The following is a 14,725-nucleotide window of genomic DNA, read 5'->3' as shown; positions in this document are numbered from 1 at the left end:
CCGCCGGGCGGCTCCCGGCGACTCCCGGGGCGCGCACCCGCCAGAATGGACGGGTGAGCGCGAATGACGAGGTGGACGGCATCGTCGACGCCTGGGTGCGCGAGCGGCCCGACCTCGACTTCACTCCCCTGCAGGTCTTCTCCCGGATGCGCCGGCTCGCCAAGCAGCTCGAGCGGGCTCGCGGCAGTGCGTTCGGCCGCTCGGAGCTCGAGACCTGGGAGTTCGACGTCCTCTCCGCCCTCCGCCGCGCGGGGGCGCCCTACCGGATGAGCCCTAAGCAGCTGCTCCAGGCGACGATGGTCACCAGCGGCACGATGACCAACCGCATCGACCGGCTGGTCGAGCGCGACCTGGTCGAGCGCCTCGACGATCCGAACGACGGCCGCGGCGTGCTGGTGCAGATGACGCCGTCGGGCCTGTCCCGGGTGGATGCGGCGATCACCCGGCTCGTCGACGCCGAGCAGGAGCTGCTCGGAGCCCTCACGCACGCGCAGCAGGAGCGGCTGGCGCAGCTGCTCCGCAAGCTCTCGCTCGACTTCGGCTGACGCCGCTGCAGAACATCAGCTGAGACAGGGGTCCCTCCCCCCACAGCGGAGGCACACCCTTCTCAGCTGATGTTCTGCGCCGCTCTCAGCCCTCGAGCAGCTCCGACAGCTCCAGCCAGCGCAGCTCGAGCCCGGCCGCCTCGTCCTGGTGCTCGCGCAGCTTCGCGTTCAGGCCCAGGATGCCGTCGTAGTCGTCCGGGTCGTGGGTGGCCATCTTCTCGTGCACCGCGGCGGAGAGCTGCGTGAGCTTGTGCAGGCGCCGGTCGATCGCCGACACCTCCTTCTCGGCGGTGCGCCGCTCGGCGCCGCCGAGGCCGGACGGAGCCGGAGCGGAGGCCCCCGTCGAGCCACCCGCGGGCGCGCCCTTCTCCAGCGCGCGGCGCAGGTCGAGGTACTGCTCCACCCCGCCGGGCAGGTGGCGGAACGCGCCGTCCATCACGGCGTACTGCTGGTCGGTGACGCGCTCGAGCAGGTAGCGGTCGTGCGAGACGACGAGGAGCGTGCCGGGCCAGGAGTCGAGCAGGTCCTCGATCGCGGCGAGCATGTCGGTGTCGAGGTCGTTGGTGGGCTCGTCGAGGATCAGCACGTTGGGCTCGCTGAGCAGGATCAGCAGCAGCTGCAGCCGGCGGCGCTGGCCACCGGAGAGGTCCTTCACCGGCGTCGAGAGCTGCGCGCTGGAGAAGCCGAGGCGCTCGAGCAGCTGCCCGGGCGTCATCTCCTTGCCGCCGATCGAGTAGCTGGTGCGCTGCTCGGCGATGATCTCGCGGACCGGCTGGTGCTGCACCTCGGTCAGCTCGCGCAGCTGCTGGTCCAGGATCGCGACGCGGACCGTGGTGCCGCGCTTGACCTTGCCGCTGGTCGGCTGCACGCTGCCGGCCACGAGACCCAGGAGCGTCGACTTGCCGGCGCCGTTCACGCCGAGGACGCCGGTGCGCTCGCCGGGAGCGATCCGCCACTCGATCCGGTTGAGCACGGTCCGCTCGCCGTAGCGGACGGTGACGTCGAGCAGGTCGACGACATCCTTGCCGAGCCGCGAGACGGCGAGCTGCGACAGCGAGACGGAGTCGCGCACGGGCGGCTCGTTCTCGATCAGCTGGTTCGCCGCGTCGATGCGGAACTTGGGCTTGGCCGTGCGGGCCGGAGCGCCGCGGCGGAGCCAGGCCAGCTCCTTCTTCATCAGGTTCTGCCGCTTCGACTCCATGGTGGAGGCCATCCGGTCACGCTCGACGCGCTGCAGGATGTACGCCGCGTAGCCGCCCTCGAAGGGCTCGACCAGGCGGTCGTGCACCTCCCAGGTCGCGGTGCAGATCTCGTCGAGGAACCACCGGTCGTGGGTGACGACCGCGAGGCCGCCCGAGGTCGCGGCCCAGCGGCGCTTGAGGTGCTCGGCGAGCCAGGCGATTCCCTCGACATCGAGGTGGTTGGTGGGCTCGTCGAGGAAGACGACGTCCCAGTCGCCGACGAGCAGCTTGGCCAGCGCGACGCGGCGGCGCTGGCCGCCCGAGAGCGCGCCGACGACGCCGTCCCAGGGGACGTCGCGCAGCAGCCCGGCGATGACGTCGCGGGTTCGCGCGTCCCCGGCCCACTCGTGCTCCTCGAGGCCGCCGACGACGGCCTGGGCGACGGTGAGCTCCTCGTCGACGGTGTCGGCCTGGTCGAGCATGCCGAGCGTGACGCCGCGGCGGTGGGTGACCCGGCCGCCGTCCGGCTCGATGCGCTGGGCGAGCAGGCGGAGGAGGGTGGACTTGCCGTCGCCGTTCCGGCCGACGATGCCGATGCGGTCGCCCTCCTCGATACCGAGGGAGACGTCGTCGAAGATGACCCGCGTGGGGTACTCGAGGCGGAGCGACTCAGCGCCCAGGAGATGTGCCATAGGGGCCGAGTTTACCGGGGGCCGCCTCCGCGGATCCCCACGGGCGGACGCGGTGCGCTCAGGCGACCGTCACGGTGCGCATGTGCCAGCCGGTCGCGCCGTCGGGGGCGGGCGGCGCCTCGTCCTGCGTCTGCACCAGGCCCTCGGAGTCGGTGGCGCGGACCAGGACGACGTGGTCGCCGGCGATCGCGTCCCACTCGTAGACCCACTGGATCCAGGTGTCGGCGGTGACGGCCTCGGCCAGGCGCGCGGACTGCCAGGCGCCGCCGTCGATCTGGACCTCGACCTTCGAGATGCCGGTGTGCGGCGCCCAGGCGACGCCCGCGACCGCGACCGTGCCGGCCGGAACGGCCTGGCCCTGGCGGGGGACGTCGATCCGGGACTCGACCTTGATCGGGCCCCGCTCGGTCCAGCCGCGGGTCGACCAGTAAGCGACGTCGTCCTCGAAGGTGGTGACCTTGAGCTCGGTGACCCACTTCGTCGCCGAGACGTAGCCGTAGAGGCCCGGGACGACCATCCGCACCGGGAAGCCGTGCTCGACCGGGAGCGGCTGGCCGTTCATGCCGACCGCCAGGAGGCTGGCGCGACCCTCGTCGGTCAGCACCTCGAGCGGGCTGGAGGCGGTGAAGCCGTCGATGCTGCGGGAGAGCACCATGTCGGCGCCGGCGGTCGGGCGAGCACGGGCGAGCAGCTCGCGGATCGGGTAGCCGAGCCAGAGCGCGGTGCCGATCAGGTCGCCGCCGACCTCGTTCGAGACGCAGGAGAGGGTGACGAGGTGCTCCTCGAGCGGGAGGGCGAGGAGCTCGTCCCAGGTGAGGGTGATCTCCTCCTCGACCATGCCGGTGATCTTCAGCGACCAGTCCGCCGGGTCGACGCTGGGCACGGAGAGCGCGGTGTCGATCCGGTAGAAGTCGTCGTTGGAGGTGACGTAGGAGCTGATGCCCTCGATGCTGTCGAGGACGCCGGTCGCGGGGATCGGCGCGGCGGTGGCGGCGGGGGTCGGCAGCACGACGGCCTCGCGGACCGCGGTGACGGCGGAGGCGGCGGCGGTGACGACGCGCGCGCCCACGCCCGCGACGACGGCGGCGGCACCGGCGATGCCGACCAGGCGGAGGAAGGAGCGGCGGTCGGTCGAGCCCTGAGCGGGCTCCTCGTCCCAGGCGCGCAAGCGGGCGGAGGCGGCGCGCAGCACCATCGCGCCGGCGACCATGCCGACCACGCTCGGCGCGGCGTCGATGCCGGAGGCGCCCTCCCGACTGACGGCCGCGAGGGCTCCGAGGCCGGCGACGGCGGCGAGGACCAGGACGCCGAGCGGCGTCTTGCGGTACTCGAGCAGTCCGGCGGCGATGGCGAGCAGGGCGACCGCGATACCGAGGGAGACGAGGAGGACGAGCTTGTCACCGGTGCCGAACAGGGCGATGACCGTGTCCTTGACGCCGGGCGGGACGATGTCGATCACGAAGCCGCCGACCGCGACGAGAGGGCTGCCGCCGGCGCCCGTGAAGACGGCGACGAGCTCGGCGGTGGCGAGGGTGACGGCGGCCGAGACGAGCCCGGTGAGGATCGCGAACAGTGCTACTCGTCTGGGGGCCATGAGCGGCACTCTAGGCCACGAGATCGAGCGTTCTCTGCGGACGCCGGGTGGGTCTCGATACGCCGCTGCGCGGCTACTCGACCAGCATGGTGAAGGCCGGTTCCCCACTCATGCTGATCGAGTAGCCCTCGCAGAGGGCGTATCGAGATCCACCGTGTCCAGCAGGGCGGGTCTCGATACGCCGCTCCGCGGCTACTCGACCAGCATGGGTGGGCCGCTGCGCCGCTACTCGACCAGCATGCCCCGACGGCATGCCTCAGGTGGAGAGGAGGCGGGCGCCGTGGACCGGGCCGGAGACGCGGACGGCGCGCAGGCGGGCGGACGTCAGCTCGAGCTGCAGGTCGAGCGCGGCGTCGGCGTCGGGCAGGAGGAAGGCGACCGTCGGGCCGGAGCCGGAGACGAGGCCGCCGAGGGCGCCGCTCTCCTCGCCGCGCTCGAGGATCCGCGCGAGGCCGGGCTGCAGGTGCAGGGCGGGCGCCTGGAGGTCGTTGTGCATCGCATCGGCGAGCATCGCGGCATCGCCCGCCCGGAGAGCCTGCAGCACGTTCGGCTCGATGCTCGGCGTCGCGGAGATCGGCCGGAAGTCGTGCAGGTGGCGCTCGCGGTGGCGATCCAGCTCGCGGTAGACCTCGGGGGTCGACAGGCCCTGCTCCGAGAGCACGAGCACCCACTCGAAGCGGCCCTTCGCGAGCGCGGGGCTCAGCTCGTCGCCGCGGCCGACGCCGATCGCGGTGCCGCCGGTGAAGGAGAACGGCACGTCCGCGCCGAGCCCGGCGGCGATCCCGAGCAGCTGCTCGCGGGTGCAGGCGGTGCCCCAGAGCGCGTCGCAGGCCAGCAGCGTCGCGGCGGCGTCGGCCGAGCCGCCGCCCATGCCGCCCGCGATCGGCACGTTCTTCTCGATCTCGAGGTGCACGCCGCCGCGGTAGCCGGTCGCCCGGGCGAGGGCCCGCGCCGCCTTGATCGCGAGGTTCGACCCGTCGACGGCGAGGCCGCGGGTGTCGATCGAGCCGGAGAACTCGACCGAGAAGTCGGGGGCGTCGCTCGCGCGGACGTCCTCGTAGAGCGACAGCGACTGGAAGGCCGTCGCGAGCTCGTGGTAGCCGTCCTCGCGGACGGCGCCGACCTTCAGGTAGACGTTGATCTTGCCTGGCGCTCGCGCGTGGACCCGGTTCGACGTCGTCGCGCGATGGGCCATGCGACCACGCTACAGGGTGGCGGAGCCGCGCTCGTCCGCGGCGGGAGCGCTCTCGTCGACGGCCTCGTCGGCATCCTCGTCGGCGCTCTCGCCGTCGTCCTCGGCCCCCGTCGCGGCTGGCACCGCGCCGCCGCGCACCGGCGCCCGCGCCGGGTCGAGCGCCCGGCCGAGGGCGGTGAACGCCGCGACGTCGAGCTCCTCGCCGCGGGCCGTCTGCGGCACGCCGGCCGATTCGAGGGCGGCGATCGCGGCGGTGCTGTCGCCGAAGAGCGCGGCGAGCGACTGGCGGAGCATCTTCCGCCGCTGCGCGAACGCCGCGTCGACCACCGCGAAGACGGCGCGACGCAGGGTCTCGTCGCCCGGCTCCTCGCCGCGCTCGAACGACACGAGGACGCTGTCGACGTTGGGCACCGGCCAGAAGATCTGCCGGGACACGGTGCCGCCGGTCGTGAACGAGCCGAACCAGGACGCCTTGACGCTCGGGCCGCCGTAGATCTTCGAGCCCGGGCCGGCCGCGAGGCGGAGGCCGACCTCGGACTGCACCATCACCACGCCGGAGCGGATGCTCGGGAAGTGCTCGAGGAAGTGCAGCAGCACCGGCACCGAGATGTTGTACGGGAGGTTCGCGACGAGCCGCACGGGCTCGCCCGGCAGCTCGAGCACCTTCATCGCGTCCGCGCGGATCACGGTGAGGTCGGCGGCGGGCGCCATCAGCTGGACCGTGCGGGGCAGCTGCTCCGCGAGCCGGCCGTCGATCTCGACGGCGACGACCCCGGCGCCGGCCTCGAGGAGGCCGAGGGTGAGCGAGCCGAGCCCCGGGCCGATCTCGACGACGCTCTCGCCCCGCTCCACGCGGGCGAGCTTGACGATGCGGCGGACGGTGTTCGCGTCGTGCACGAAGTTCTGGCCGAGCTTCTTCGTCGGCGTGACGTCGAGCAGCTGAGCGAGATCGCGGATCTCGGCGGGTCCGAGCAGCTTCGGGACGGCGACCTCCTCGGCCGCCGCCTCCGCCGCGTGCCGGCCGGTCATGCCAGCTGTCCGACCGGCTCCGACGGCTCCGAGCCGACCTCGCCGCCCCACTCGCCGTAGACCTGCTCCGTGTTCGACGCGATCGTGGCGGCCAGGTGACCGACGTCGGTCTCCAGCGTCGCGGCCATCGAGCGGAGGGTGTGCGGGATCAGGTAGGGCGCGTTCGGGCGGCCGCGGAACGGCTCCGGAGTGAGGTACGGCGCGTCGGTCTCGACGAGGATCAGGTGCCGCGGAGTGGCGACCAGCGCCTCGCGCAGCGACTCGGCGTTCTTGAACGAGACGGTGCCCGCGAAGGAGAGGTACCAGCCCTCCTCCGCGCACATCCGCGCCATCTCGGCGTCGCCGGAGAAGCAGTGGAAGACGGTGCGCTCGGGGGCGCCGACGCGGCGGAGGGTCTCCATCACCTCGCGGTGCGCGTCGCGGTCGTGGATCTGCAGCGCGATCCCGGTCTCCTTCGCGATGCGGATGTGCTCCTCGAACGAGCGGAACTGGGCGGCGCGGCCGCTCTCGCCGGTGCGGAAGAAGTCGAGGCCGGTCTCGCCCACGGCGCGGACGCGCGGCTGGGTGGCCAGCTCGGCGATGACGGCGAGGGCGTCGTCGAGCTCGCCGCGCTCCTCGAGCGCGGGCGCCTCGTTGGGGTGGATCGCGACGGCGGCGAGCATGCGCGGCTCGGACGCGGCGCGCTCGGCCGACCAGCGGCTGGTCTCGACGTCGGTGCCGACCTGCACGACGCCGCGGACGCCGACCGTGGAGGCCCGGTCGAGCTGCTCCCGGTAGTCCAGGGGCTCGAGGCCGTCGCTGATCTCGAGGTGCGTGTGGTTGTCGTAGACGGGGACGACGAGCGCCTCGGGCAGCGGCGGGTACGTCAGGTCACGGCCGGACGTGTTCTCACGGGCGCGGACGTGCTGGCTGTCGGTCATGCGTCCAGGCTACCGGGGCGGGGCGGCGGAGCCTCGGCGGGCGGATGGAGAACCCGCGCCTGCACACGGTGGATCTCGATACGCCCGCGGCGCGGGCTACTCGATCAACATATCGGCGCCCGCGCAGCGGGCTCCTCCAGCATGAAGGCGCCCGCGGAGCGGGCTCCGCGATCAACGGCCCGGACGGGTCAGGACTCCGGGACCTCGATGCGGGGGAAGAGCGGGGCGAGGGTGCCGGCGGTGGTGCCGACGGGCAGCTGCCCCCACTCCCCCGCCGCGCGCAGCGGCTGGGCGGTGAGTGCGCCGAGCGCGTCCTGCACGCCGAGCGCCTCCCAGAGCGCCGTGGTCGCGCGGGGCACGACCGGCGAGAGCAGCACGGCCAGGGCGCGCAGCCCCTCCGACGCCGTGTAGAGCACGGTGCCGAGGCGCTCGCGCGCGTCCTTCTTGGCCAGGGCCCACGGCTCCTGCTCGGTGATGTAGCCGTTGAGCTCGTCGACGATCGTCCAGACGGCGGTGATCGCGTCGTGGATCGCGAGGGTCTCGATCGAGCGGTCAGCCGCGGCCGCCGCCTCCGCGACCGTCGCCTGCACGCGCTCCTCCGCCTCGGTCAGTGCCGAGGGCTCGGGCACGACGCCGTCGTAGTAGCGGTGCAGCATCGCGATGACCCGCGAGGCGAGGTTGCCGAAGCCGTTGGCGAGCTCGGCCTGGTACCGCGCCGCGAGGTCCTCCCAGGAGAAGGAGCCGTCCTGGCCGAAGGTGATCGCCCTCATGAAGTAGTAGCGGAACGCGTCCGAGCCGAAGGTGTCGGTGATCTGCTCCGGTGCGATGCCGGTGAGCTTCGACTTCGACATCTTCTCGCCGCCGACCAGCAGCCAGCCGTGGCCGAAGACCTGCTTGGGGACGTCGAGCCCGGCGGCCATCAGCATCGCGGGCCAGATCACCGCGTGGAAGCGGAGGATGTCCTTGCCGACGATGTGGGTCGCCGGCCAGCGGCGCTCGAACTCCGCCTCGTCCTGGCCGTAGCCCACGGCGGTGATGTAGTTCAGCAGCGCGTCGAACCAGACGTAGACGACGTGCGAGTCGTCCCAGGGCACCTTGACGCCCCAGTCGAAGCTCGAGCGCGAGATCGAGAGGTCGGCGAGGCCCTGGCGCACGAAGCTGACGACCTCGTTGCGCGCCGACTCGGGCTGCACGAAGTCGGGGCGCTCCTCGTAGAGCGCGAGCAGGCGCTCGGTGTACTCGCTCATCTTGAAGAAGTAGTTCTTCTCCTTGAGCAGCTCGACCGGCTTCGAGTGGATCTTGCAGACGTACTGGCCCTCGTACTCGCCGGTGCCCTCGTCGAGGTCGGAGAGCTGCTTGTACTCCTCGCAGCCCACGCAGTAGTAGCCCTCGTACTCGCCGGTGTAGATCGCGTCCTCGTCGTAGAGCTTCTGCAGGAACTTCTGCACGTTGACCTCGTGGCGCTGCTCCGTGGTCCGGATGAAGTCGTCGTTGGCGATGTCGATCGTCGACAGCAGCGGCTTCCACGAGTTCTGCACGAGCCGGTCGGCCCACTCCTGCGGGGTCGTCCCGTTCGCGGTGGCGGTGCGCAGGATCTTCTGGCCGTGCTCGTCGGTCCCGGTCAGCAGCCACGTGTCGTCGCCCGCCTGGCGGTGCCAGCGGGTGAGGACGTCGGCGGCGACCTCGGTGTACGCGTGCCCGATGTGGGGGACGTCGTTCACGTAGAAGATCGGGGTCGTGAGATAGAAGGAGGCGCCGTCGGACATGGCGACCATCCTAGGGTTCGCCGCCGGGGCCTCCCGCTGTGTGACGGAGCGGTGCCGGACGCGACCAGGGCTCGGGCTCAGCCGCGACGGGACGCGAGGGCCGCCTCGTAGAGCGCGCGCTTGGACAGGCCGGTGATCTCCGCGACCTCGGCCGACGCCTCCTTGAGCCGCGCGCCCGCCGCGACCCGCTCGAGCACGTCGGCGAGCCCGTCCTCGAGGGAGGACTCGCGCTCGGGAGCGCCCTCGACCACCAGGCAGATCTCGCCGCGGAGGCCGTCGGCCGCCCACTCGGCGAGCTCGGCCGCCGTACCGCGGCGGACCTCCTCGAACATCTTCGTCAGCTCGCGGCAGACCACGACCCGTCGCTCGGGCCCCATCGCCTCGACGAGATCGGCGAGGGAGTCGCCGATGCGGTGCGGCGACTCGAAGAAGACCATCGTCCGGCGCTCGTCGACGAGCGAGCGGAACAGCGTGACCCGCTCGCCGTGCTTGCGCGGCAGGAAGCCCTCGAAGCTGAAGCGGTCGGTCGGCAGACCGGAGACGGCGAGCGCCATCAGCACGGCCGACGGGCCGGGCAGAGCGGTCACGCGGACACCGGCGGCGACGGCGGTCTCGACGAGGTGGTAGCCCGGGTCCGAGACGGTCGGCATGCCGGCGTCGCTGAGGACGAGGAGGTCCTCCTCGCGGGCGAGCTCGACCAGCTCGGCGGAGCGCTCGCGCTCGTTGTGGTCGTGCAGGGCGTAGAGCTGCGGGCGGTTCTCGATCCCGAGGGCGCGGAGCAGCTGGATGGTGACGCGGGTGTCCTCGGCGGCGATGTGCCGGGTGCTCTCGAGCGCCTCGACGAGCCTCCGCGTCGCGTCGCCGAGATTGCCGATGGGCGTGCCGGCCAGGATGATCATCCGTCCATCCTCCCAGTCGGCGCGCGTCGGCGGCCGAACACGGCCCGGCGGCGGATCCGCGCGCCGTTAGCATGGCCGGGTGACGGACCGACCGCAGCGCGACTTCGACGACCTGCTCCTCGACTCCGCGGGGGCCTCGCGCGCCGTGCCGGTCGGGCCCGCGGACGGGAGCACCGCCGGCGTCACTGCCGCGAGCACCGCCGAGAGCGCCCCGACGACGCGCGTGCGCGAGAGCGCGCCGGATCTGCCCCGCGGCTCCTGGTTCGACGACGTGCACGACCGCCTCGTCGCGACCACCGCGCGCCGCCGGCTCTGGGAGCTGGGGCTGCCGATCCTCGTCGTCGTGGTCGCCGCCGTGCTCCGCCTCTGGAACCTCGGGCACCCGCGCTCGCTGGTCTTCGACGAGACCTTCTACGTCAAGGACGCCTGGACCCTCTGGAACCTCGGCTTCGAGGGCGCCTGGCCGGAGAACCCCGACCCGGGCTTCGCCACCGGCGCCGTCGACGTCTTCACCGGAGCGCCGTCCTTCGTGGTGCACCCGCCGCTGGGCAAGTGGATCATCGGGCTCGGGATGGGCCTGCTCGGCGCGGACGACAGCGTCGGCTGGCGCCTCGCCACCGCGATCGTCGGCATCCTCGCGGTCGCCCTCGTGATCGTGATCGGGAAGCTGCTCTTCCGCTCCACCTTCCTCGCCTCGCTCGCCGGCCTGCTGCTCGCGATCGACGGCCACGCGATCGTGATGTCGCGGGTCTCGCTGCTCGACGGCATCCTGATGTTCGTCGCCCTCTGCGGTGTCGCCGCGATCCTGCTCGACCGGCGCTGGGCCGAGGAGCGGATGGCCGTGAAGGTCGCCGCGGGCGACCTGCCGAGCTGGGGACCGGTGCTCTGGTGGCGGCCCTGGCTGCTGACCGCCGGTCTGATCTTCGGCCTCGCGGCGGGCGTGAAGTGGACGGGCATCTACTTCCTCGCCGCCTACGGCGTCTACGCGGTCGTCGTCGACGCGCTGCTGCGCCGGCGCGCGGGCGTGCCGTTCTGGGTCAGCGGCGCGATCCTCAAGCAGGGGCCGGTCACCTTCCTCCTGGTCGTGCCGATCGCGCTGATCGCCTACCTCGGCACCTGGCTCGGCTGGCTGCGCACCTCGGGCGGCTGGGCGCGGCAGTGGGCGACGGAGGCGCCGGGCAACGCCTGGACCGGCGCGCTCGCCTGGGTGCCGGACTGGGCGCAGAGCCTCTGGCACTACCACGTGCAGATGTACGACTACTCGATCAATCTGCGCGCCACGCACCCCTACGAGGCGAACCCGCTGACCTGGCTGCTGATGCTGCGGCCGACGAGCATGTACTTCGTCGACCAGGCGACCGGGGTCGACGGCTGCGCGGCGGTGCGCTGCGACGAGGCGATCACCTCGGTCGCGAATCCACTGATCTGGTACGCCGGCGTGCTCGCGCTGGTCTACCTGCTCTACCGGCTCGCGCGCTACCGGGAGTGGCGCGCCGGCTTCGTGCTGATGGGCATCGTCGCCGGGTACCTGCCCTGGATGCTGTACCTGGACCGCACCGTCTTCCAGTTCTACTGCGTCGTCTTCGAGCCCTACATGATGCTGGCGCTCGCCCTGACGGCCGGGGTGGTGATCGGGAAGCGCGGTGACGAGCGCGGCAGACGCACGCGCGGCATCGTGATCGTGCTGATCTTCGTGGTGCTCGCGGCGGCCCTGACCGCCTACTTCTACCCGCTGTGGACCGGGCAGCAGACGTCCTTCTCGTTCTGGCAGGCGCACATGTGGCTGCCCTCATGGGTCTGATCGCCCGGATCGGGCCCGGACTCGCGGCCTGCGCGGCCGCCGCGGTCCTGGCCTTCGCGGTGCACCTGGCGGTCCCCGCCGTGCCGATGCTGACGGCCGCCGTGGCGCTCGGGATCCTGGTCGCGCAGCTGCCGGCCGCCCGCCCGCTGCTCAGCGGTCGGCTGGCCCCGGGCCTGAAGTTCTCCTCGCGCACGCTGATGCGCACGGGCATCGTCCTGCTGGGGCTCAAGCTCTCGCTCGTCGACATCGCCGCGCTCGGGTGGGGAGCGATCCTGATCGTCGTCGCGATCGTGCTCGCGACGTTCGGGCTGACCTACGGCCTCGGGCGCGCACTGCGCCTGCCAGGCCGCGAGCCGCTGCTGCTCGCCGCCGGCTTCTCGATCTGCGGGGCCTCGGCCATCGGTGCGATGGCGGGCGCCACCCGGGCGAAGGAGGAGGAGCAGGCGGTGCCGGTCGCGCTGGTCACCCTCTGCGGCACCCTCGCGATCGCGGTGCTGCCGGCACTGCGCTACCCGCTCGGCCTCACGGACGTGCAGTTCGGGCACTGGGTCGGCGCGTCGGTGCACGACGTCGGCCAGGTGGTGGCGACGGCGCAGGTCGCAGGGGCGTCGGCCCTCGCGATCGCAGTGGTCGTGAAGCTGACCCGCGTGGTGATGCTCGCGCCGATGGTGGCGGTCGCCGCTGCCGTGACGCGACGCGGCGGAGACGAGGGTGGACCGCGCCCCGCGATCGTGCCGCTGTTCGTGGTCGGCTTCCTCGCGGCCGTGCTGCTGCGGACGCTCCTGCCGCTGCCGGAGGGCGTGCTGGTCGCGGCGGACACGGCGCAGACCTGCCTGCTGGCGGCGGCGCTGTTCGCGCTCGGGAGCGGAGTGCGGCTGCGGGCGCTGCTCACCACGGGTTGGCGGGCGCTGGTCGTCGCGCTCGCCTCGTGGTTCGCGATCGCGGTGATGTCGCTGGCGGCGGTGCACGCGACGCTGTGACGCTCGTCGAGGCGCGACGCTTCGAGTGCTCGGAGCCTGGGACTGTTACGGGATGCGTCGCTCCGGCGGCCCGGTGTCGGCGGCGCCCGCTAGCGTCGATCGCATGGCAGATCGCGAGTACGGCTTCAAAACGCGGGCAATCCACGCCGGCAACATCCCCGACCCGGTGACGGGCGCGCGAGCGCTGCCGATCTACCAGACGAGCGCGTTCGTCTTCGACGACACCTCCGACGCGGCGGCCCGGTTCGCGCTGCAGAAGTACGGGAACATCTACTCCCGGCTCTCCAACCCCACCGTCGCCTCGTTCGAGGAGCGGGTCGCGAGCCTCGAGGGCGGCCTCGGCGCCGTCGCGACCGCCTCCGGCCTGTCGGCGCAGTTCATCACCTTCGCGGCGCTGGTCGGCGCGGGCGACCACGTCGTCTCCTCCGCCAACCTCTACGGCGGCTCGATCACCCAGCTCGACGTCACGCTGCGGCGCTTCGGAGTCGAGACCACCTTCGTCCAGTCGAGCGACCCGGCGGACTACGCCGCCGCGATCACCGAGAAGACCAAGGTCCTCTACGCCGAGACGATCGCGAACCCCTCCGGCGAGATCGCCGACATCGAGGGCCTGGCCGCCGTCGCGCACGCCGCCGGCATCCCGCTGATCATCGACTCGACCGTCGCCACGCCGTACCTCGTCCGCCCGATCGAGTGGGGCGCCGACATCGTCATCCACTCGGCCACCAAGTTCCTCGGCGGGCACGGCACCACGCTCGGCGGCGTCGTCGTCGAGTCGGGGCGCTTCCACTACTCGCAGGAGAAGTTCCCGCTGCTGCACGACGCCGTCGCGTCCTACGGCGGTCTCTCCTGGGACGGCAACTTCGGCGAGTACGGCTTCCTCACGCGCCTCCGCGCCGAGCAGCTGCGCGACATCGGCCCGGTCCTCGCCCCGCACTCGGCCTTCCTGCTCGCGCAGGGCGTCGAGACGCTGCCCTACCGGATCCAGGCGCACGTCGACAACGCCCGCCGCGTCGCGGAGTGGCTCGACGCCGACCCGCGGATCGAGGAGGTCTACTGGGCCGGCCTGCCCGCGCACCCCCACCACGAGCGCGCGCAGAAGTACCTGCCCCAGGGCCCCGGCTCGGTCTTCAGCTTCGTGGTCAAGGGCGGTCGCGCCGTCGGCCAGACCTTCATCGAGTCGGTCGACCTCGCCAGCCACCTCGCCAACATCGGCGACGCGAAGACGCTGGTGATCCACCCCGCCTCGACGACGCACGCGCAGCTCACGGAGCAGCAGCTGCTGCACGCCGGGGTGCTGCCGGGCCTCGTCCGGCTCTCGGTCGGCATCGAGGACGCGGACGACATCATCTACGACCTCGATCAGGCGCTCACCCGCGCGGTCGAGGAGCACGGCACGCCGGACGCACCGACCGAGCTGCCCGACGACGTCTCGGTGACCATCGACTCCCCGACCGTGGAGGTCTGACCATGAGCGACACCGCCATCGCTGCCGACACCGCCGCGACCACCGAGGCCGACGACACCGTCGTCGCGCACCTGTCGAACGGGCTCAGCTGCTCCGTGCCGACGAATTCGCCCCTGGCGAAGCTGCTCAAGTCGCAGCGCACCTGGGTCGGGCCGGACGCGAAGAAGCGGCTGGACATCCTCCGCCGCGCGAAGACCGTCGCGATCGTCGGCGCCTCGCCGAACCCGGCGCGCTCCTCCTACTTCGTGTCGACCTATCTGCAGCAGTCGAGCGACTACGAGCTGTACTTTGTGAACCCGAACGCGGAGGAGATCCTGGGGCAGCCGGTCTACAAGAGCCTCGCGGACCTCCCGGTGGTTCCGGACATCGTCGACGTCTTCCGCAAGGCGAGCGACATCCCCTCGGTCATCGACGACGTCGTCGCCATCGGCGCGCCGACGGTGTGGGTGCAGCTCGGCATCTGGAACCAGGAGGCCGCCGAGTACGGCGAGTCGAAGGGCCTCACCGTGGTGATGGACCGCTGCCTCAAGGTCGAGCACGCCCGCTTCCACGGCGGCCTGCACCTCCTCGGCTTCGACACCGGCCAGATCACCTCCCGCAAGACCCTGCGCTGACGCGCCCCTCCTCCCCCCCGGGGGGGGGGGGGGGGGGGGGG

Annotated in this window: 12 protein-coding genes; 5 read left to right on the top strand and 7 right to left on the bottom strand. The window is 72.3% G+C overall.

Annotated elements, in window-relative coordinates:
• Positions 1-53: 53 nt before the first annotated feature.
• Entirely contained in the window at positions 54-545 is a 492-nt protein-coding gene (locus MT355_RS03155; protein ID WP_123447633.1) for a MarR family winged helix-turn-helix transcriptional regulator, read from the top strand.
• Between the two features lie 85 nt (positions 546-630).
• On the opposite strand, the gene MT355_RS03150 is transcribed toward MT355_RS03155, so the two are convergent.
• The 7 genes from MT355_RS03150 to rsmI all read right to left on the bottom strand — a co-directional run bounded on the left by MT355_RS03150 (position 631) and on the right by rsmI (position 9,821).
• Positions 631-2,418, bottom strand: coding sequence for an ABC-F family ATP-binding cassette domain-containing protein (locus tag MT355_RS03150; RefSeq protein ID WP_123447634.1), 1,788 nt, complete (start codon positions 2,416-2,418; stop codon positions 631-633).
• 58 nt (positions 2,419-2,476) lie between these two features.
• A complete protein-coding gene (locus MT355_RS03145; RefSeq protein ID WP_243598495.1) occupies positions 2,477-4,012 on the bottom strand; it encodes a molybdopterin-dependent oxidoreductase in 1,536 nt (511 codons plus the stop codon).
• Positions 4,013-4,268: 256 nt separating this feature from the next.
• Entirely contained in the window at positions 4,269-5,207 is a 939-nt protein-coding gene (locus MT355_RS03140; RefSeq protein WP_123705149.1) for a 4-(cytidine 5'-diphospho)-2-C-methyl-D-erythritol kinase, read from the bottom strand.
• Positions 5,208-5,216: 9 nt separating this feature from the next.
• Complete coding sequence (gene rsmA / locus MT355_RS03135) at positions 5,217-6,236, bottom strand: 16S rRNA (adenine(1518)-N(6)/adenine(1519)-N(6))-dimethyltransferase RsmA (protein ID WP_243598494.1); 1,020 nt, start codon at positions 6,234-6,236, stop codon at positions 5,217-5,219.
• The gene (locus tag MT355_RS03130; protein WP_243598493.1) at positions 6,233-7,156 is read right to left on the bottom strand and encodes a TatD family hydrolase; all 924 of its coding nucleotides are present in this window, start codon (positions 7,154-7,156) and stop codon (positions 6,233-6,235) included. The genes rsmA and MT355_RS03130 overlap by 4 nt, the downstream gene beginning before the upstream one ends.
• A 188-nt stretch (positions 7,157-7,344) precedes the next feature.
• Positions 7,345-8,922: a methionine--tRNA ligase gene (gene metG, locus MT355_RS03125; protein WP_243598492.1), complete on the bottom strand. Its 1,578-nt coding sequence runs from the start codon at positions 8,920-8,922 to the stop codon at positions 7,345-7,347.
• Between the two features lie 77 nt (positions 8,923-8,999).
• The gene (gene rsmI, locus MT355_RS03120) at positions 9,000-9,821 is read right to left on the bottom strand and encodes a 16S rRNA (cytidine(1402)-2'-O)-methyltransferase (protein ID WP_243598491.1); all 822 of its coding nucleotides are present in this window, start codon (positions 9,819-9,821) and stop codon (positions 9,000-9,002) included.
• Positions 9,822-9,900: 79 nt separating this feature from the next.
• On the opposite strand from rsmI, the gene MT355_RS03115 reads away from it, so the two are divergent.
• From MT355_RS03115 to MT355_RS03100, 4 genes are all read left to right on the top strand, one after another.
• Positions 9,901-11,622: a dolichyl-phosphate-mannose--protein mannosyltransferase gene (locus MT355_RS03115; RefSeq protein ID WP_243598490.1), complete on the top strand. Its 1,722-nt coding sequence runs from the start codon at positions 9,901-9,903 to the stop codon at positions 11,620-11,622.
• Positions 11,613-12,602, top strand: a complete 990-nt coding sequence (locus tag MT355_RS03110; protein WP_243598704.1) for a YeiH family protein — start codon at positions 11,613-11,615, stop codon at positions 12,600-12,602. The genes MT355_RS03115 and MT355_RS03110 overlap by 10 nt, the downstream gene beginning before the upstream one ends.
• Positions 12,603-12,705: 103 nt before the next feature.
• Complete coding sequence (locus MT355_RS03105) at positions 12,706-14,070, top strand: O-acetylhomoserine aminocarboxypropyltransferase/cysteine synthase family protein (RefSeq protein WP_243598489.1); 1,365 nt, start codon at positions 12,706-12,708, stop codon at positions 14,068-14,070.
• Positions 14,071-14,072: 2 nt separating this feature from the next.
• Positions 14,073-14,684 carry a CoA-binding protein gene (locus MT355_RS03100; protein ID WP_243598488.1) on the top strand — a complete coding sequence of 204 codons (612 nt, stop codon included), beginning with the start codon at positions 14,073-14,075 and terminating at the stop codon, positions 14,682-14,684.
• Positions 14,685-14,725: the final 41 nt, after the last annotated feature.

It is taken from the genome of Rathayibacter sp. VKM Ac-2929 (assembly GCF_022815495.1).
GTDB classification, from domain to species: domain Bacteria; phylum Actinomycetota; class Actinomycetes; order Actinomycetales; family Microbacteriaceae; genus Rathayibacter; species Rathayibacter festucae.
Note: the sequence above shows the minus strand (reverse complement) of the source record. Positions and strands in the feature narration are given on the sequence as shown.